Raw genomic sequence first — 19,717 nt, forward strand, 5'->3', positions numbered from 1 at the left:
GTCTCAACGCGCGCAAGCAGAATTAGTACGACCCACCTAATTCAAGAGACAACGTCTCCCGAATTGTGTATCCGGACCAAAACCGCCGAGAAGCCTCCCGCATCTGTTTATCTTGAGAATTCACGGCCAGCGACAGCGGCCCGGCATGCCAGCTGGCTGTACGCGCTTTTCAGCTATTAATGAGCGGCCTCTAACTACGTCGGTACACCGGCCCGCAAAGCAACGCGGCGAACGTCATGAGCACGATAGATTGCGGTCACATCGCCCACCGTCTTCGAAGAAGCGACCAGGCAGCGCTAAGGGCTGGCAAGTCCAGCGCGAGCTGCAAGTTCTAACCGCGCGAAGAACCACGCGCGTATTTTTGCTGCAAGATGCTCGAGGCTTCGTTGTAAGCCGCTTTGAAAGGCTCTCCTCTGATCCAAACCAAAGCCGATTCCTCGTCTTCGTTGTGGAAGAGACCGCGATAGACGATCAGAAGGCCCATCATGAGGTCGATGGCAGATTCTTCCCCCTCTTCCGCGATCACGAGTTCCAACACGGGGTACTGAAGAAACACTAAACACATCGCCAGCACGCTGATGCGTTCGCCGACGTTCATTGCCTGGAACAGGTCTTCGAAATGAGCTGGGTCGAATCCGTTCGCTTCGATATCCGCGAAGTCGAATGTGCTCAGGTCGATCTCGACATCATCGAATGGCTCATTGACCAGCGGATTGGCGAGCAGCGGATGTACGACATTGGCCTTGGGGCCGCCTGCACGATTGCGTTTAGCCTTGTCTTTCGCACGTTTGGCGCGTTTTTGCTGTTTATCTGGGGAGGCCATGAAGCCCGATTCCTCGTTCGATAAGGCCATGTCTATCAACCATGGCGAGTGGGCGTGGAGTGTACGCAGTCTTCGCTAGGTATGCCGGTCAATTGGCCGCCCCAGGCACCCATGTAGGATTTGGAAACAGCCGCGACATTGGGCGCTGTCTCGTCAACCCAGTTAGCGGACTGCGCCGATTACCCCAGAGAAATGAGCCAAATATGCTTGGGATGCGATTTAGCGGCTGCGTGAGCTTGAACTCTGCATGCCCCGCCCGCCTGGCGCAGAGGATAAATGACTTTTTCACATCTCCAGAACGCATCTTTCACAACCGGGCGCGTAGTCTTCAAATCGCCGGCCCCATCCGGCACTGATGGTGTGTGATATTCCCTTGAGCCCGCTCCCTGCGGGCTTTTCTTTGTCCGCTGCAAAACGCCAGCTACGAAGGTACGCGACGCTTCTCAGGCTTTAAGCCAGGGTCTAATTCGTAACCCCACCCGACCGACATGTTGCTAGACATACCGCGCCCGCGACGTGTCCGGCCGTCATACAAGGGAACCCTCCATAGGCATAGCTTTTTTCAATTCGAACTAATCACAGCGAAGTCGATACTAAGGACGTCAATGTTGTAGTGGCATTTTGCTGCTTATTGGCCCGCCGAGAATCGATCATGAACCTACGAAGTCTGAATATTGCTCAGCGGTCAGCGCTGAGTTTTGCCGTCATCACCGTTTTGACCCTCGTCCTTGGGCTGTTCGCTTATTTACAGATGTCTGGATTGCACAGTGCAGAACAGGACATCGAGACGAACTGGCTACCCAGTATTGAATCCTCAGCCGATATGGACATTCACCTACAGTCCCTTCGCATCGATAGCCTGCGTACGCTTGCAACCCCGCCGGGTGCCGCGCAAGACGAAATCACCCAGCGCATGCAAAGCAAGCGTGCAACACTGCTAAAGGATGTCGACCATTACCGCGATACGCTGATTTCCTCCGAAGACGAAGCGCGCCAGTTCGACAAGGTCAGGTCGTCCGTGCAGGCGTACATCAATGGGCTGGATAAGCTGGTATCGCTCGATAACAGTAGCCAGGACGCGCAGGCGCTCGATTGGGCGAACAATGGACTACGCGAGCTCGCCAACGCAGTGCAGGATTCGCTGAGCGAATTGCGTGATCTGAACAAGCGCGGTGCCGCACAGGCCGGCATATTTGCGCGTGACACCTACGACCGTGGCGTTCAGATCGTTGTCCTGGTCCTGGTCGCCGTCGTAGCGCTGACGACCCTGTTCGCGTGGCTGCTCACACGCAGCATCGTCACGCCGATCAACGCGTCCCTTCGTGCTGCCGAGTCGATCGCTGCCGGTGACCTCAGCCAAGTCATCGAAGCGGACGGTAACGACGAAGCGACACGCATGATGCTGGCGCTCCGCAAGATGCAAGGCAGCTTGCGCGATACGATGCAGCAGATCGCCGACTCCTCGACGCAGCTCGCCTCCGCGGCCGAAGAGATGACCGCCGTGACGGAAGAAAGCAACCGCGGGTTGCAGACGCAAAACAGTGAGATAGAACAAGCCGCCACGGCTGTCACGGAAATGAGTGCGGCGGTTGATGAAGTCGCGCGCAATGCCGTGATGGCTTCCGAGTCCGCGCAGAGGTCGTCCCAGGCGGCACGCGGCGGCCGGCAGCGCGTAGGCGAAACGCTTACGGCTATTCGCGAGCTGACGAGTCAGGTCCAACAGACCTCGACCGAGATCGAGGGACTCGCGGTGCGCTCGAAGGATATCAGCAAGGTGCTGAACGTCATCAGCGGCATTGCCGAACAAACGAACCTGCTCGCGCTGAACGCTGCGATCGAAGCTGCGCGTGCTGGCGAACAAGGCCGAGGGTTCGCAGTCGTCGCCGACGAAGTTCGTGCGCTGGCCCATCGCACCCAAACGTCGACGCTGGAGATCGAAGAAATGATTTCGGCCATCCAGCGGGGTACCGAAGACGCCGCGGTGTCCATGGAGCGAAGCCGAGAAAAAGCCGTGTCGACCAGTCGCTCCGCAGACCTGGCAGGCCAGGCGCTCGAGGAAATTACCGCGTCAGTGAACCTGATCGAAGAGCGAAACCTGCAAATCGCGACCGCCTCGGAAGAGCAGGCCCATGTCGCGCGCGAGGTCGACCAGAACCTCGTGCGCATACGTGACCTGTCAATCCAGAGCGCGGCAGGGGCTAATCAGACGTCTGCCGCGAGTAACGAACTGTCGAACCTTGCTGTAGCGCTCAATGGCTTGGTGCTGAGGTTCAAACTGTAATCGCGACCGGTACGCCGATGGGTAGGACTCGGCTTATTCAGTGTCCGAAACCGTCGATCGGTACCAATCGGCATAAGGCGTATTGATCGCCTTATGCCGGTTGTAATCAGGCGCACCATCTGTCCACCACACCTCGCCGCGCTCGCCCAGCGCCACTTTTGCTTCATCGACCTGCCGGCGAGCCGCACGTATTGACGACGCATCGTCCTGTGCCTTGGCTTGTTTGACCGCACGCCGGGCATCCATCAGCGTTTTGACGAGTCGCTCACGCGTCGACTCCGAGAGCGCAGGATTCGTGCATCGCCATAGCGTGCCCTTAACGACGAAGTAGCGGCCGTCAGGCGTCTTTAGATACATAACGCTATTGGGTTCCCTGTAGGGTAAGCAGTGCCAAGAGCGGTAAAAGAACTGTGGGACCTGAACGAATGGAGTTCGTCATTGCATGGACTATCTAGCAATACCGATAAGCGGCTGAATTCAAGAAATAGTGTATGTAAACGGTTTTTTCACATTTGCCGCACGAACCTTTCACAGGCGCGAGCGTAGCCTTCAAATCGCCGGCCCCATCCGGCTCCGATGGTGTGTGATTAAGCCCGCTTCTCGCGGGCTTCTCTTTTTCTAGCGTTTGGATTCCACGCCTAACGGCAGGCGCAAAACGTTCTCCCCGCCGCGTAACAACGAAGTGTGTATCTCGATAAGACCGTGCAGCGACGTGACCGCGTCCTCCGGTTAGCATTCTGGGCATGTCCCCGGCCAGCCCTGCACATGACGAAGACGTCTCCTTTCGCGCTATTCCGGATCTTTCTCTTACTCGGGCTTACGTCTTTCGGTGGTCCGACTGCACATATTGCCTTCTTTCGGACGGCCTTCGTCGAGAAGCGCCGATGGTTCAGCGATGCCGACTTTGCCGAGCTCGTCGCGCTCTGCCAGTTCCTACCTGGCCCCGCGAGCAGCCAACTCGGATTCGCTATCGGACTGTTCCGCGGCGGCTACCTGGGAGCGCTTTTTAGCTGGATCGCCTTTACGCTTCCGTCCGCAATAGTACTTGTGCTCTTTGCGTACCTTGCCACCGACTTGCAAGGCCCGCTGGGCCAAGGCCTGGTTCATGGTTTGAAGCTGGCGGCGGTGGCGGTCGTACTGCGTGCCGTCTGGAGCATGGCGAGAGGTATCTGCACGGACGCGGCTCGCATCGGCATCGCGCTACTGGCACTGGCCATAACGTTGGCCTGGCCCGAAAGCTGGGCACAGCTGGTCGTCATCTGCATTGGTGCCCTGCTGGGAAAATGGTTTTGCCAATCCAGCTCGGCGCCCATAGGGCATGAGCTTGGCTTTTCGATTGGACGGGCCAGCGCTTTCAGCGCTCTGACGTTACATTTATTGCTACTGATAGCCCTTCCAGTACTGGCTGGGCTAGGGCAAGGCGTGGCGCTCGCCGATGCATTTTACCGAAGCGGATCGCTGGTATTCGGTGGCGGCCATGTCGTGCTGCCGCTCATCGAAGCGGAAGTGGTCCCGCGGGGCTGGATATCCGCCGATACCTTCGTTCAAGGGTATGCGGCGGCACAAGCGGTACCGGGACCGCTGTTCACATTCGCCACCTATATCGGGGCCCTCGTGACGCCAAGTCCAAACGGAGTGCTGGGCGCGGCCATCGCGACCTTGGCCATCTTCCTGCCCGGCATGCTGATACTCCTTGCGGCTCTCCCATTCTGGAACCAGGTGCGGCGCATCCCTAATGCGCGTGCCGCCATCGCAGGCGTCAGCGCGGCGGTCGTTGGCTTACTCGCAGCTGCGGCGTATCGTCCGGTCTGGACGAGCGCCGTTTCGACAGGCTTAGACGTGGCGCTGTCGATCGGTGGCGTCCTTCTTCTAAGCGCCTGGAAGTGGCCAGCTTGGGCAGTCGTACTCTGCGTCACAGCCGCTGCGGTACTGCTCGTGCTTTAGGGCTAAAAGGTCTTTCCGCCAGTTTAGAGCGAACAGAACTGGAAGATGCCGGTCATAGCCCCGATTCGGGCCGCAAGCATCTGCCCGTGACGTTGCAGCCATTGACGAAGGACAGCATATGATCAGAAAGGTGGTACTGCTCGGGGCGTTGCTTCCGCTCGCGGCATGGGCGGTGGACGACAAGGAAATCAGAGACTGCGCAGCCAAGACCAATCTCGTGGAAAGGCTAGGCTGCTATGACGACATCGCCGTGCGTCACAAGCTGTCCCCTGCGCCAGTCGCTGCCGCGCAAACGCTGCCGGCGCCAGACCCCGGACTTTGGAAAGCCTACAACAGCACCAATCCTGCTGACGGCACGACGGCGTACATTGCTTCGCTAAAGGCGGGCCCGCAGAGCACGACCGAAGGTCAGGCCGCAGAACTGTGGACGCGCTGCGACGGAGGCAAGATGGAATTCTTCGTCGACTGGGGCTACTTTCTCGGCAGCCGGCAGACCGAAGTCACCTACCGGCTCGACAGCGAACCCCCGAAGACGACCACATGGACCAGTTCGACCGAAGGCCGGGCAACGTTCTTTCCTGACGCGCCGGTCCCGTACCTCATGCGCATGGCAACCGCGTCGACCTGGAGCGCGGAAGTCACTCCGTTCGGTGGCAGCCCTATAAAGGCCGTGTTCGATTTGAAAGGCGCTGGCGTTGCGTTTCGCGAATTGAGAGCCAATTGCGGCTGGTGATGCCTGTGATGAAGCGGTCAATTCTCGACCTTGGGTCAGACCGCTTCGTGTCGAACCTTCCCAAAGCCCTGTTACCCTTCACGAAAAAGACGCTCTACCGTAGTACTTTCGTAACCTTTTCCCACCTATCTGCATCCCCACTGGAAACCGCGGATTTCCGTGCTTTTTAGGGGTTGGCTTTCCAGATCGAATTAGCGTAGAGTGCCTGACACTGTGTTTGCATGGGTCGCTGTGAATCGTGACCTGGTGCAGTAGATCTTCCGATCCGCTACATCCCGCTCGACTTCTCTTAACTCCTTGCAAAACCCAGTTCCAGACCCTCGGTGCGCGCGCGCGAGGCAGTCACTAACACCAAAGAGTTTCAAGGAATTAAGTATGTCCAACCGTCAAAACGGCACCGTTAAGTGGTTCAACGATGAGAAAGGCTACGGCTTCATCACCCCTGAGAGCGGTCCGGACCTGTTCGTGCACTTCCGCGCCATCGAAGGTAACGGCTTCAAGAGCCTGAAAGAAGGCCAGAAAGTGACTTTCGTTGCTGTGCAGGGCCAGAAAGGTATGCAAGCTGATCAAGTCCAACTCGTTGGCTAATTAGCAGCAATACTAGAAAAGCCCCCAGTGTTCGCGCACTGGGGGCTTTTTTATGCCATTGAAAAGGGCTGGCGCAGTGGAGATATCTTCCCTGCGCCAGCCTCTGTTAGCCAGCGCGCCTCAACAAAATACCGCCTGCCACTGCACAAATGGCCGCGGGCACCAGCACTGCGAATAGCGGCGAAAAGTTGAAGACAAGGCTCGATGGCCCGAGCAGGTCCTGGGTAATTCGAAACACGAATCCCACTACGACACCGGTGAAGATCCGCTGTCCCAACGTGACCGAACGTAGCGGGCCGAACACGAAGGAAATCGCCATCAGTACCAGCGCCGCCGTGACCAACGGCTGCAATAGTTTGCTCCAGAACGCCAGCATATAGCGTCCGTTATTCAATCCCTGATCGGACAGATAGCCCGCATACCCCCATAGCCCCGTCATCGACAGCGCTTCCGGCTCGAGCATTACCGTGCCGAGTAGCTGCGGGTTGAGCGCAAGGTCCCACTCCTGCGTCGGCTCGCGGACGACTTCCGTCGAATCCCCATTGAAGCGGGTGGTCGTGATGTCCTGCAGACGCCAGTGATCCTGCTGGAACGTCGCCTCGCGGGCGAAACTGGACCAGAGCAGCTTTCTTTCACCATCGAACTCGTAACGCGTGATGCCCAGCAGCAAACCGTTGGGCTGCACGGAGTTGATATGGACGAATTGATCGCCCTGGCGGTGCCAGTAACCGTAGCGTGAGCTTTGCGCTTCACCGCCGCCCTGAGCGAGCGAGCGGTCGCCTTGAGCCTTGTTCTCGGACCATGGCGCCACGTATTCACCGATGAGCACCCCGGCGATGAGCAGGACCAGCATTGGTTTCATGACCGCCCAGACGATACGCCCGATCGATACGCCAGCTGCCCGCATGATGGTCAGCTCACTGTTGCTCGCCAGCGTGCCCAAGCCAATCATGCTTCCAATCAAAGCGGCCATCGGCAACATTTCATAGATACGCCGAGGCGCGGTCAGTACGACGTACCAGGCCGCCTCCATCAAACCATAGTCGCCTTTGACGTCGCCCAGCTGATCGATGAAGGCAAACACCAGCGCCAGCGCCGTGATTACGCCGAGCACCGAAAGGATCGCCATAAAGACGCTGCGCCCAATGTATCCATCCAATTTAGACATGGCGCACTTCTCCAGCGGAACGACGGGCTGCCAAACGCAGTTTCATAGGCTCCCAGTACAACAGCAGCAACCCTATCGCGAGGAACACGATGTGAACGGGCCAGATGCCGACATCGGGCGACCAGTGTCCTTTGTCGATAGCTCCCCTGACCGCGATGAGCAGCGATAGATAAACCATGTACAGCAACACGGCGGGAAGCAGCTTGAGGTAACGCCCCTGACGCGGGTTGACACGCGCCAACGGCACTGCGATCAGCGTTACCACGAGCACTAATATCGGCAAGGACAGGCGCCATTGGAGTTCAGCCCGATCGCGCGGATCATCGCTGCCGATCAACTCTGCGGTTCGGGTGGCCTCGTGCTCACCCACTTCGACGGCCACTTCAGGTCGCGGCAAGAGCACGCCATACGTGTCGTAACGAATGACGCGGTAATTGGCCTGCCCCGGCAGGCCGTCATAGCGATAGCCATTTTCGAGAATCAGGTAACGGCTGCCATCCGGCTGGATTTCCTGACGCCCTTTCTCGGCGACCAGGACCCCAATTCCCTCGCCCTTGCCGCTGCTGGATTCGCGCTTTTCCGAAATGAACACATTGCCAAGCTCACTACGGTCCTGGGAAAGCTCTTCGGTATAGGTCACTCGCGAGCCGTTGCGCAGCGATTGGAATCGACCCGGCACAAGCGTATCGAACTCGGTCAATGCATCCTGCTCATTGAGAATGCGTTCGACCGAAGAAATGCCCTGAGGCGTCAACCCCATCGCCAACCAACCCACGAGCAGCGCGATCGCCGTAGCCGGTACCAGCGTATAGGCCGTCAGGCGCTGTTGGCTCATCCCAGTGGCCGACAGCACGGTCATCTCGCTTTCGAGATACAGCCGGCCATACGCCAACAGAATGCCGAGAAACAAACCCAGCGGCAGGATGAGCTGCAAGAAGCCCGGCATGCGGTACGCCATGATCAACAGCAGCACGCTCGGATCCAATACCCCCTGCGCCGCTTGGGCGAGGTATTTGATGAAGCGACCACTCATGATGATCACGAGCAGCACCGCCGTGACGGCACTCAACGTGACCAACATCTCTCTGGACAGGTAGCGGAAAACGATCAAGCCGGACCTCTGCAAATCATCTACCTGCCCTACCCGATGAACGCACCGGAGGCGGGTAATGCTGATGGCGCGATACGGAAAAGGCATGACAGCGCCCTACCGATCGAATAGCCGAAAAATGCCGGCCATTATCCTGTGATCGGGCGGTGCTGTCACGGTAAGCGCACGCGACACCCTCTTGCGGGGGCAAACCTTTGATCCACACGCAAGTCAGAGGCAAGTACGGGCTTGGCGCGCACGTGAACGCAGACGCAACGGCGCCGTGCGACGCCGTCCAAGAGATGTCATCCTATGGCCCGTGACCTTTATTAGTCCGAGGACCCTTCCCAATGGAATTCGTCGTAAAGAATGCTCGTCCCGAAACGCTGAAAACCGCCACGCTCGTTCTGCTCGTCTCCGAAGCGGACACCCTGAGCGAATCGGCAAAAGCGATCGACACCGCCAGTAGCGGCGCGATAACCGCCGCCGTCAAGCGCGGGGACTTCACGGGCAAGCTGGCTCAGACACTGCTGCTGAGCGGCCCGGCGAACCTCAAGGCGGAGCGTGTCCTGCTGGTCGGCACCGGGAAAGAATCCCTCGCGGATCGGCACCTGCGCAAAGTCGCGGCGGCCATTGCCAACGGCCTGAAAAACCTGGGTGGCAAAGATGCCGTCATCGCCCTTGATGGATTCGACGCACAAGGGCGGGACACTTACAGCCGCGTTCGTTTGCTGGTTGAAGTGATCGCCGACGGCGCCTACGTCTTCGACCGCTTCAAGAGCAAGAAAGCCGAACCGCGCGCGCTGAAGAAAATCACCCTGCTGGCGGACAAAGTTGGCCAGCCCGACGTCGAGCGCGGCGCCGCGCATGCGCAAGCCATCGTTAATGGCATGGCACTGACCAAGGATTTGGGCAACCTGCCACCGAACGTGTGCAATCCCAGCTACCTGGCCGATGAAGCTAAGGCGCTCGGCAAGACGTACAAGGACCTCAAGGTCGAGATACTCGACGAGAAGAAATTGAAGGCGCTCGGTGCGGGCTCGTTCCTGGCCGTGGCTCAGGGCAGCGCGCAACCACCGCGCATGATCGTCATGCAATACAACGGCGGCGCCAAGAACGATCAGCCCTACGTGCTCGTCGGCAAGGGCATCACCTTCGATACCGGCGGCATCAGTATCAAGCCCTCGGCGAACATGGACGAGATGAAGTACGACATGTGCGGCGCGGCCAGCGTGTTCGGCGCCTTCCGCGCCCTGCTCGAACTTAAGCTGCCCATCAACGTCGTTGGCGTCATGGCCTGCGCGGAAAACATGCCGAGCGGCAATGCCACACGCCCTGGCGACATCGTGACCACCATGAGTGGCCAGACTGTAGAAATCCTCAACACCGACGCCGAAGGCCGCCTCGTCCTCTGTGATGCCTTGACCTATGTCGAGCGCTTCAAGCCACGGGCCGTCGTGGACATGGCGACCTTGACCGGTGCCTGCATCGTCGCGCTCGGCGCCAACACGTCGGGCCTAATGGGGAACGATGAAACCCTGATCCAACAGTTGCTTACCGCTGGCCAGAACGCGGCGGATCGCGCCTGGCAACTGCCGCTTTTCGATGAGTACCAAGAGCAGCTCGACAGCCCATTCGCCGATATCGCCAACATCGGCGGCCCGAAAGCCGGGACCATCACCGCCGCGTGCTTCCTCTCGCGTTTCGCCAAGCAATACCCATGGGCGCACCTGGACATTGCGGGCACTGCCTGGGTGAGCGGCGGCAAGGACAAAGGCGCATCAGGCCGCCCGGTTCCGCTGCTGATGCAATACCTGCTCGACCGTAGCCAAGGTTGATAGCCCTCCAGATGAGCGCCGATGCTGGCGCTCATCTGGCCATCGGACTTCATATGCCGCAAATCGATTTCTACATCCTGCCAACGGCAGAAACGGACGCCCGGCTCACTTTCGCCTGCAAACTGACCGAAAAGGCATGGCGCCTTGGCCACCGCGTCTACATTCATTGCCAGGACGGCGAACAGCGAATGCAGCTGGATGAACGCCTATGGCGATTCAAGGGCGAAGCGTTCATTCCTCACGATGATGCGGAAGTCGCTCCAGATTCGGACGTTGCCTTAGGCGTCGGCGCTCCCCCCGAGGCTCACCAGGATTTGCTCATCAACCTGACGACCCAGACACCCCCTGCTTTTGAACGCTTTGCTCGGATAGCCGAAATCGTCGTCGAGGACCCTGTAGTCCGACAAGCGGCACGGCAGAGCTTCCGCTTCTACCGCGAGCGTGGCTATCCTCTGCAAGATCATCGCCTCACGCGCATCTGACGGGAAATGATGGAAAATTCAAACGACAAGAAATCCGGCCAATTGCTCGACGACCTCAAATCGATCCGGGACTTGCTGGATAAATATCAGCTAGAGCCGCCACTGCTGACGGAAAGTGCCGAAGACGATATCCCCGTGCTGTCCGAAGTCGTGGCGAAGGAAGAGCGTCCTGCCCCTGCGCCGGCAGCGCCGGTCGCTCAGCCGACCGAAATTTCTGCGCCTGTCGTCAAGCCGGAGCGCCCCGCACCCACGCCACAACGCATCGATGCCGAGTTGCGCAAGACCGCACAGCTTATCCTGCAGGACGTCATCGACGATTTCGTGCCGCAGATCGAGGCTGAGCTCAAGCGCCGATTGGAAGCACGCATGAAAGAATTGCTTTAAAGCGCGCACTAAGGGGCCTATGGAAACCTGCGAACGCCGCGGTTTCCATCTGCCCTACCCGCATATTGAGACCGATCTAACGGCGGACCTCGGTGTGGTACTTCAGCAGCGCGCCGAGCCGAAACAGTATGTGCACGAATTTACTGTAGGGCAGCACGGCGAACAGTGCAGCGACAAAGCCCAGATGAACGATGAGCAACAGTCCCATCGCCGAACTGCCGCGGAGCACCAATAACGCCATCCCCGTGAAGTTCACCCAGAACAGCAATACGAGAAACGCGTAGTCCATCCCGAAGACGGCCTTCCAGGCAGGCCCGTCGTGAAGCTTGAGCTTCACCCACACCAACCCAGCAGTGCCGACCATCGTCATCACACCGCCGACACTGCCAAGCAGGACAGGAAGGCTTAGGTAGCCGTAGGGCGCGATCCAGCCGAAGACGTGGTCATAGACGGTGGCGACGCTGGTTGCCGCAAAGCACAGTAAAAAGCCATACGCCATCAGGTGATGGAAGCGCCTGCGCCGGTTCGTGTAGGTCGCGTCTTCCTCGTTGCACCCTTTGCCGTCGTCCCCGCCACCGAGATGACGCAGCGTCAGCGCATCGTGCAGCGTCCGCCCGACCGCGCCAACGTCGAAGAAGTGCTTCAATCGACCGCCGATAGCAGACCAGTAGCGGGCAAAGCCCAGCAAGATTGCCAGCAGGTCAAAGACGAAAACCGCCCCCGCCACACTGACCATCGCCTCATATGAAATGACCCGGTAAAAAGCCCCATCCCCGGTATGCACCGCGAACAGCTGAGCTGGGTCGGTCAGCAGGATGCCAAGTACCAGCACCAAGGTGAAGATCAGTGCGGTGGCCATCGCAACCAACGTGCCGTTGCGTTCGAAAGCACCACTCATGAAGGCCGGCCAGACGTAGCGGCTGTAGGTGCTCACCCGGACCTGCGTTAGCGCCTTTGGCACGTTGAGATCGAACACGTGTGGCGAGGTGTATTGGCACGCGTGGTAACACGCCGTGCAGTTGTGGCAAAGATTGGCCAGATAGTCGATGTAGCGATCGTCGAAAACCCGCTTGGCCTCGATCGCCGGAAAGACCGCGCAAAAACCTTCGCAGTAGCGACAGGCATTGCAGACCTCGGCGTTGCGCCTTGCTTCTTGGGTGATGTCGACGACGCTCAGCGGGTTTGCCGGCGTCGGCATCGAGCGTTCGAACGTTCGCGGATCAACGACTTGCATGGGCAGCCTCCTCGCCAGCGATCAGACCGAAAACGGTCCCAATCGCCATGCCGATGCCGGCGGTATACCCCTGTCCGAGAATGTTGCCCGCCATAATCTCTCCTGCTGCATAGATGTTGGGGGAGGCACCGGTTTTCTCGAACAGCACTCGCGCTTTTTCGTCCACCTCCACGCCCATGTACGTAAAGGTGATGCCAGGTGCCAACGTGTAGCCATAAAAAGGGGGATCGCAGATGGGCCGCGCCCAGTTGGTCTTGTCCACCGCCAGGCCCCGCGTGCAAAGGCCATCCAGTACGAGATTGTCGAATGCTCGATCTGCCACGATGGCGGCATTGAAATCGTCGACCGTTTTTCTCAGCGCGGCAGGTTCGAGCCCCAAGCGCTCCGCCAACGCCTCGATGCTGTCGGCCTCGAGTGGGGGGAAGACCGATGGCATGAAGTCGTTCAATGCTTTCGAGTCGATGATGACGTGCCCAACTTGATTCGCCTGGGCGGCGACCAGTCGACCCCAAATGGCGTAACGCTTCGGCCAGAAGTCTTCGCCTTCGTCGTAAAAACGCTGCGCCTGTTCGTTGACCACGATGCCGAAGGACACGCAATCGAGTCGTGTGACAATACCGCCATCGAATTGCGGCGCGCGGCCGTCGATAGCCACCGCATGACACTGGTCCGGTTCACCGATGATGCTCGCACCGTGGCGCATCATTTCTTTAAGCATTCGCCCGCGATTGAAGCGCGTGCCCCGAATCAGAAAATTGCGCGCACTCGGGCCCCACGCCTCTTCCAGCCATTCCAGATTGGATTCGAACCCGCCTGACGCCAGCACTAAAGCGCGCGCGTGAACCTCGTGCCGAATTCCTTTGTACTGAATGACAGCGAACCGAAAAACACCCTCTTCGACGGTCAGCGCCGTGGCTTCCGTGTCGTAAAGGATGTGAACGCCCAGCCGCTCTGCCGTGTGATAGTACGCGTTGACCAGCGCCCGCCCGCCACCAAGGAAGAAGGCGTTGGTGCGGGACAAGCTCAGCGTGCCGCCGAGCGAAGGCTGGAAACGTACGCCGTGCTCCTCCATCCAGTCATAAGCCGCGGTCGTTTGACGGATCACCATTCTCGCCAGCGCAGGCGTGGTTTTCCCGGCAGTCACCCGTAATAGGTCGGCGTAATACTCTTCCTCAGGGTACGCGCCGCTGAGAATGCCTTTCGGCCCTTCGTGCATGCAGCGGAAATTACGCGTGTGTTGGCTGTTGCCCCCGCGCAACGACTGCGGCGCATGCTCGACGAGCAAGACGGAACGCCCCTCTTCGGCTGCCCGTATGGCCGCGCACAGTGCCGCGTTGCCACCGCCGACCACCAGGACATCCGGGTAAAGCGGATCCCCCGTTCGGGATCCGCTAGGCGCTTTCAAAACCTCTTCCTGCATTCAGTTTCCCCAATCCACCCGGCTTACTCCGCCAGACTTATCCGGCGAGACCTACTCGGCCAGACCTACTCGGCCAGACCAAACTCCTTGGCCAGTGAGCGGTATTCCGCGACCTGTTTCTTGACGTAGGCATCGAGCGCTGGCCCCGTCAGGCGAAAGGGCTGGACGGAAAACCGCTCTCGCGTCTGCTCGAACGTCTCACTGTCCAAAAGCTGGGTGAACCGCTCTTCCCACCATTTGAAATCCTCGTCCGATACCTTCGGCCCGAGGTAGTAGCCCATGATCACCGGCCACGAGAAGTCGTACCCTTGCGACTTGGCGGTCGGCATGCCTCCCAAGCGTCCGCCTTGTGGTTCATCGGCGAGCAACGCAAGCACGCGCAAGTCGCCACTCTCCACATGGGGCAGTACCGAGCCGACGTTGCTGCTAAGCAGTTGGATGTGGTCGCCAAGCACCGCGCTGAACGCATCACCACCACCCTCGAAGCTGACATAGCGCATCGCCCTGGGATCGACGCCTACGCTGCGGGCAAACAAGGCCGACTGTGTCCAATACTGACTGCCCACGGTTCCCGAGCCCCCGAAAGCGACCACGGCAGGATCCTCCCGCAGCGCCTTCACGAGATCGTCCAGCGTGTGGTAGGGCGAATCGCTGCGCACCGCGAGAATCCCGTAGTTGGCAGCCACCGCTGCGACCCAACGCACATCGTTCTCGTTGTATCGGCCAAACTTGCCTTGGGCGAGATTGAGCAGCGACCCACTGGTAAAGGCCACCAGCGTGCCCGGCTCGTCTGGCCGGTTGGCAATGATCGCGTTATAGGCCACCGCGCCGATTCCGCCCGGCATGTAAGTCACCGGCAATGGTTTTTCCAGCAAATTGGCGTCTTTGAAGCCGGCCTGGATTAGCTTGCATGTCAGGTCAAAGCCGCCCCCAGGGCTTGCAGGTGCCACACAGGTCGTACGGCGTGGGTCGGCATGAAGTGCCGTACTCAGGACGAGTGCAGCCAGCACGGGCGCAGACCGCACCATGACGGATAAACGCATGACGGTTTCCTCCAGGCTCGATGGCCTTATTGTTGTTATCGAGACGGCATTACTGCCTATCGCACCTGACGCGCAAACTGAGCGGATCAGGTGATCACGGTGTGAACGGCTTTGTTTTTCGGTGCCGTAAGCACGTCGAGGTATCACGCTCACTGGGAGCGGAACGGACTATAGGGACGTGGACATGGCTGGGGAATGAGGCATGACGCATGCCCCCATCACGAATCGTGATAACTGAAGGTCTTTACAGTTGAAGGGACGCACCGCGCCAGCGCCCGGATTGCACGACGGTTCGGACGCAATCACGCACCACGACTTGCATCGCTAAAGCGGCCGGGGAGAGCTCTTCCTCAGGAAGCGTGCATAGCAGGTTCTGACGCAACGCCCCGGCATCCACCAACTCTGAAAGATGGAAATCCCGGTCGGCCTCGGGAAAGCGACCGAGCGCCGCGGCCGGTTGCACCGTGCCGCCTAGCCCATGGTTTACCGCGTCCATCAGCATCGCCAGGGAGTCCACCTCCAGAATGATGGAAGGTACCAGGCCCGCATTGGCGAAGATCGCGTCGAGTCCACTGCGCAGGCCGTGAGCGCTGGTAGGCAGGATTAACGGCTGATTCGCCAGATCCACGATTCGCATGGTCTTTGGGGCTTTGCGTTCGCCATCCCGGCGGGTACGAATATGAAACAGCCGCTCAGCCAACAAAGGGCTGACGCTCCAGCGGCGACCCGGCGTGTTATCGAACAGAATGGCGAGATCGAGCTGTCGTGCGTTAAGCATCGTCGCCAAGTGCCCGGACAGGCTTTCCACCACATGCAACCGCACGTCTGGATATCGCTCACGCATAGCTTGCATCAGCGGCAACCCGAGCATCGAGGACGTCGTTGGGGCGAGTCCAATGCTGACGCTGCCCGAAAGACGCGAATCCTGCGCGCATCTGATGGCCTGTTCGGCATGCCTCAAGGTCAACTGTGCTTCGCGGAAAAAAGCCATGCCGGCCGCAGTTGGCGTGACACCACTGGCCGAACGTTGCAGTAGCCGAGTCGACAATTCCGACTCAAGCCGACCGATCTGTTGGCTGAGTGCTGACTGCACCAAGCCCAACTCAACGGCCGCGCGGCTCATGCTGCCGGCGGTGACAACCGCAACGAAGTATTTCAGCTGACGCAATTCCATGAACGGTTTTCCTGGCCCTCAGTACCTGTTTGATCACTCAACCGCCCGGAGCATGCCGCGCACGTTGCCTGGATTGGCGCAATGGCGTGGACGCCTATCCTCAGCGCTCTGCCTGGCACCCCGCGCGTGCCCGAACTATCGTTAAGACTGTCCTAGCCTTAAACGGTATTTCCCCCCATGAACCGTAGAGTGCATCCCCCATCCGACGATTCTCAGCCACATTGCGAGCCGCCTCAGCAGGAGCGGCGAAGTGGAGAAGACCGGCGAAAGCGTAGCCGCTATTTGGTCAAGCCCCCGCGGCGTGAATCAGATGCCGACAACGAGATCGATACCCCGTCTTCCTGATCTTGGCACTCGCTCGCGTCCAACGGCTGATTGCCCCGCCAATAGCACGCAATGGCTTGGCGGCGACGCCCGGCCAACATGGGCTGGGACGCGCACGGATGGCGCCGCTATAATGGCGGCTTTTCCGTGCGCTAGCCGCCGTCGCGCAGACGCCCAAACCGAGACGAGTCCGCCAAAGCCTTTATGGACAAGACCTACCAGCCTCACGCCATCGAAACTTCCTGGTATCAGACTTGGGAAGACAACCAGTACTTCGCCCCGCAAGGCGCAGGTCAGCCCTACACCATCATGATCCCGCCGCCCAACGTCACGGGCAGCTTGCACATGGGGCATGGTTTCAACAACGCGATCATGGACGCGTTGATTCGCTTTCGTCGCATGCAGGGCCGCAATACGTTGTGGCAACCCGGCACCGACCACGCGGGCATCGCGACCCAAATGCTGGTCGAGCGCAAAATCGGCGCTGAAGGGCTCTCGCGACATGATCTTGGCCGCGAAAAGTTTCTGGAAAAAGTGTGGGACTGGAAAGCCGAGTCCGGTGGCAACATCACGCGCCAGATCCGTCGCCTGGGCTCCTCGGTGGATTGGTCACGCGAGCGATTCACCATGGACGCCGGGCTGTCCAATGCCGTCAATGAAGCCTTCGTGCGCCTGCACGAAGACGGCCTGATCTACCGCGGTAAGCGTCTCGTCAACTGGGACACCAAACTGCATACCGCCATTTCCGATCTGGAAGTGGAAAACCATGATGAGAAAGGCCACCTGTGGAACCTGCGCTACCCGTTGGCGGACGGTGCAAAGACATCCGAAGGCAATGACTACCTGATCGTCGCCACGACGCGGCCGGAAACGATGCTTGGCGACGCCGCCGTTGCCGTGCACCCCGAGGACGACCGCTACAAGCACCTGATCGGCCAATACATCGAGCTGCCCCTGGTGGGCCGTCGCATTCCAATCGTTGCGGACGATTATTGCGACCCTGAATTCGGCACCGGCTGCGTGAAGATCACGCCCGCCCATGACTTCAACGACTATGAAGTCGGCAAGCGCCACAATTTGCCGCTGATCAATATCTTCGACGCCGACGCCGCCGTTCTTCCAGGCGCGCAGGTGTTCAACATCGACGGCAGCGTCAACGCACTGCTCGACGCCACATTGCCCGCCGACTATATCGGGCTGGATCGATTCGAAGCGCGCAAGCGAATCGTCGAAGCCTTCGATGCACAGGGTTTGCTGGAAAAGATCGAAGACCACGCCCTGAAAGTACCGAAGGGCGACCGCTCCGGCACGGTGATCGAGCCTTGGCTGACGGACCAGTGGTACGTCTCCACCAAGCCGTTGGCCGAGAAAGCCATTGGTGTCGTGGAAAGTGGCGAAATTCAATTTGTGCCTAAGCAGTACGAGAATATGTACTTCTCCTGGATGCGTGACATCCAGGACTGGTGCATCAGCCGTCAGCTCTGGTGGGGCCACCGCATCCCGGCGTGGTACGACCAGGCGGGCAACGTCTACGTGGGTCGCGACGAGGCGGAAGTGCGTGCCAAGCATGGCCTCGAAGAAACGCCGCTGCGCCAGGATGACGACGTGCTCGACACCTGGTTCAGCTCGGGCCTGTGGACCTTCTCCACCCTCGGCTGGCCAGAGCAGACCGACGCCCTGAAGACCTTCCACCCGACCGACGTGCTGGTCACGGGCTTCGACATTATCTTCTTCTGGGTCGCCCGGATGATCATGCTGTCCACGCATCTGACCGGGCAGATTCCGTTCAAGACCGTCTACGTCCACGGCCTCGTGCGCGATGGCCAGGGCCAGAAGATGTCCAAGTCCAAGGGCAACGTGCTCGATCCGCTGGACATCGTCGATGGCATCGACCTCGACACCTTACTGGCCAAACGTACGACCGGCCTGATGCAGCCCAAGCTGGCCGAAAAAATCGCCAAGCAGACCAAGGCCGAGTTCCCCGAAGGCATCGCCAGCTACGGTACCGACGCCCTGCGCTTCACCTTCTGCTCGCTGGCCACGACGGGTCGCGACATCAAGTTCGACATGGGCCGCGTCGAAGGCTATCGCAACTTCTGCAACAAGCTGTGGAACGCGGCGAACTTCGTCATCGAGAACACCGACGGCCAGGACACTGGTACCAACGACGAAAGCGTTGAGTTGTCGTCGGTCGACCGCTGGATCATCAGCCAGCTGCAGCGCACCGAAGCCGACGTCACCCGTCACCTCGATGCCTTCCGCTTCGACCTCGCGACGCAGACACTCTACGAATTCATCTGGGACGAGTACTGCGCCTGGTACCTGGAACTGGTCAAGCCCGTGCTCTGGGACGAAAACGCGCCGATCGAGCGTCAGCGTGGCACGCGCCGCACGCTGATCCGCGTTTTGGAAGTGATCCTGCGCCTCGCGCATCCGTTCATGCCCTTCATCACCGAAGAAATCTGGCAGCGCATCAAGGCGCAGGCGGGCGTCAGCGGTGAAACGCTCATGCTGCAACCGTGGCCGGTGCCCAACGAGTCGCGTATCGACGCCGCCGCCGAAGGCGACATCGAATGGGTCAAAGCCTTCATGCTCGGTGTCCGGCAGATTCGCGGCGAGATGAACATCTCCATGGCGAAACGGATCGACGTCATCCTCGCGAACGCGAATGATGAAGACCGTCGCCGTCTGATGGAAAACCTGCCGCTGCTCACCAAGCTGGCGAAGCTGGAATCCGTTCGCTTGCTCGACGCCTCGGAAGACGCCCCAATGTCCGCCACCGCCCTGGTGGGTGACATGCAGGTGCTGGTGCCAATGGCAGGCTTGATCGACAAGGCAGCCGAGCTTGCTCGCCTGGATAAAGAGATCGGGCGCCTCGAAGGTGAGGTGAAGCGCGTCGGTGGCAAACTGTCCAACGAAGGCTTCGTCGCCAAGGCGCCTGCCGACGTGATCGAGAAGGAGCGCGCGAAGCTCGCCGAGGCCGAGCAGGCGGTCGCCAAGCTGGCCGAGCAACGGGGCAAGATCGCCAACCTTTAAGGCCGAACGTACGGTGGATTAACCGCCTCGCGGCGTAATCCACCTTTTGCTTCAAAGCACGACGAAACACGGGGGCCTATGCGTGGCTTCGATGGAAGTCCTTCGGGATTTCCACCAGGCGCGTTCACCGCTCACCGTATATGACCATCACCAAG

At 59.6% G+C, this 19,717-nt stretch carries 16 protein-coding genes and 1 pseudogene; 9 read left to right on the forward strand and 8 right to left on the reverse strand.

The window, feature by feature from the left end; all coding sequences use genetic code 11:
- Positions 1-331: 331 nt before the first annotated feature.
- Positions 332-823 carry a hypothetical protein gene (locus IEY47_RS08985; protein ID WP_188982857.1) on the reverse strand — a complete coding sequence of 164 codons (492 nt, stop codon included), beginning with the start codon at positions 821-823 and terminating at the stop codon, positions 332-334.
- A gap of 652 nt (positions 824-1,475) precedes the next feature.
- Here IEY47_RS08985 and IEY47_RS20750 point away from each other — a divergent pair.
- A pseudogene (locus IEY47_RS20750) lies at positions 1,476-2,249 on the forward strand (MCP four helix bundle domain-containing protein); the annotation flags it as partial.
- A 66-nt stretch (positions 2,250-2,315) separates the two neighbouring features.
- The gene (locus IEY47_RS20755) at positions 2,316-3,104 is read left to right on the forward strand and encodes a methyl-accepting chemotaxis protein (RefSeq protein ID WP_373293554.1); all 789 of its coding nucleotides are present in this window, start codon (positions 2,316-2,318) and stop codon (positions 3,102-3,104) included.
- Positions 3,105-3,137: 33 nt separating this feature from the next.
- Here the strand turns inward: IEY47_RS20755 and IEY47_RS08995 are convergent, their stop codons facing one another.
- Positions 3,138-3,461, reverse strand: coding sequence for a hypothetical protein (locus IEY47_RS08995; protein ID WP_188982859.1), 324 nt, complete (start codon positions 3,459-3,461; stop codon positions 3,138-3,140).
- A 408-nt stretch (positions 3,462-3,869) separates the two neighbouring features.
- Between IEY47_RS08995 and chrA the strand changes: the two genes are divergently transcribed.
- The 3 genes from chrA to IEY47_RS09010 all read left to right on the forward strand — a co-directional run bounded on the left by chrA (position 3,870) and on the right by IEY47_RS09010 (position 6,369).
- Complete coding sequence (chrA, locus tag IEY47_RS09000; protein ID WP_188982860.1) at positions 3,870-5,048, forward strand: chromate efflux transporter; 1,179 nt, start codon at positions 3,870-3,872, stop codon at positions 5,046-5,048.
- Between the two features lie 118 nt (positions 5,049-5,166).
- A complete protein-coding gene (locus IEY47_RS09005; RefSeq protein WP_188982861.1) occupies positions 5,167-5,781 on the forward strand; it encodes a type VI secretion system-associated protein TagO in 615 nt (204 codons plus the stop codon).
- A 375-nt stretch (positions 5,782-6,156) separates the two neighbouring features.
- The gene (locus IEY47_RS09010) at positions 6,157-6,369 is read left to right on the forward strand and encodes a cold-shock protein (RefSeq protein WP_188982862.1); all 213 of its coding nucleotides are present in this window, start codon (positions 6,157-6,159) and stop codon (positions 6,367-6,369) included.
- Positions 6,370-6,475: 106 nt separating this feature from the next.
- Here the strand turns inward: IEY47_RS09010 and lptG are convergent, their stop codons facing one another.
- Together lptG and lptF are read right to left on the reverse strand one after the other, a co-directional pair.
- The gene (lptG, locus tag IEY47_RS09015; RefSeq protein WP_188982863.1) at positions 6,476-7,537 is read right to left on the reverse strand and encodes an LPS export ABC transporter permease LptG; all 1,062 of its coding nucleotides are present in this window, start codon (positions 7,535-7,537) and stop codon (positions 6,476-6,478) included.
- On the reverse strand, positions 7,530-8,648 hold the full coding sequence (gene lptF / locus IEY47_RS09020) for an LPS export ABC transporter permease LptF (RefSeq protein ID WP_188982958.1): 1,119 nt from the start codon (positions 8,646-8,648) through the stop codon (positions 7,530-7,532). The genes lptG and lptF overlap by 8 nt, the downstream gene beginning before the upstream one ends.
- 329 nt (positions 8,649-8,977) lie before the next feature.
- On the opposite strand from lptF, the gene IEY47_RS09025 reads away from it, so the two are divergent.
- Genes IEY47_RS09025 through IEY47_RS09035 form a run of 3 tightly spaced genes read left to right on the forward strand, consistent with a single transcriptional unit; the run spans position 8,978 to position 11,331 of the window.
- Positions 8,978-10,465, forward strand: a complete 1,488-nt coding sequence (locus tag IEY47_RS09025) for a leucyl aminopeptidase (RefSeq protein WP_188982864.1) — start codon at positions 8,978-8,980, stop codon at positions 10,463-10,465.
- A gap of 53 nt (positions 10,466-10,518) precedes the next feature.
- Entirely contained in the window at positions 10,519-10,947 is a 429-nt protein-coding gene (locus IEY47_RS09030; protein ID WP_188982865.1) for a DNA polymerase III subunit chi, read from the forward strand.
- Between the two features lie 6 nt (positions 10,948-10,953).
- A complete protein-coding gene (locus IEY47_RS09035) occupies positions 10,954-11,331 on the forward strand; it encodes a DNA polymerase III subunit chi (RefSeq protein WP_373293546.1) in 378 nt (125 codons plus the stop codon).
- A gap of 76 nt (positions 11,332-11,407) precedes the next feature.
- Here the strand turns inward: IEY47_RS09035 and tcuB are convergent, their stop codons facing one another.
- The 4 genes from tcuB to IEY47_RS09055 form a co-directional block, all read right to left on the reverse strand.
- Complete coding sequence (tcuB, locus tag IEY47_RS09040) at positions 11,408-12,565, reverse strand: tricarballylate utilization 4Fe-4S protein TcuB (RefSeq protein WP_229779318.1); 1,158 nt, start codon at positions 12,563-12,565, stop codon at positions 11,408-11,410.
- Entirely contained in the window at positions 12,552-13,985 is a 1,434-nt protein-coding gene (gene tcuA, locus IEY47_RS09045; protein ID WP_188982866.1) for an FAD-dependent tricarballylate dehydrogenase TcuA, read from the reverse strand. Before tcuA ends, tcuB begins: the two co-directional genes overlap by 14 nt.
- A 65-nt stretch (positions 13,986-14,050) precedes the next feature.
- Entirely contained in the window at positions 14,051-15,028 is a 978-nt protein-coding gene (locus IEY47_RS09050; protein WP_188982867.1) for a Bug family tripartite tricarboxylate transporter substrate binding protein, read from the reverse strand.
- 244 nt (positions 15,029-15,272) lie between these two features.
- Positions 15,273-16,202, reverse strand: coding sequence for a LysR family transcriptional regulator (locus IEY47_RS09055; RefSeq protein WP_188982868.1), 930 nt, complete (start codon positions 16,200-16,202; stop codon positions 15,273-15,275).
- Positions 16,203-16,730: 528 nt separating this feature from the next.
- Here IEY47_RS09055 and IEY47_RS09060 point away from each other — a divergent pair.
- Entirely contained in the window at positions 16,731-19,562 is a 2,832-nt protein-coding gene (locus tag IEY47_RS09060) for a valine--tRNA ligase (RefSeq protein WP_188982869.1), read from the forward strand.
- The last annotated feature ends 155 nt before the right edge of the window (positions 19,563-19,717 follow it).

The organism is Pseudomonas matsuisoli (genome assembly GCF_014647635.1).
Classification (GTDB): Bacteria; Pseudomonadota; Gammaproteobacteria; order Pseudomonadales; family Pseudomonadaceae; genus Pseudomonas_P; species Pseudomonas_P matsuisoli.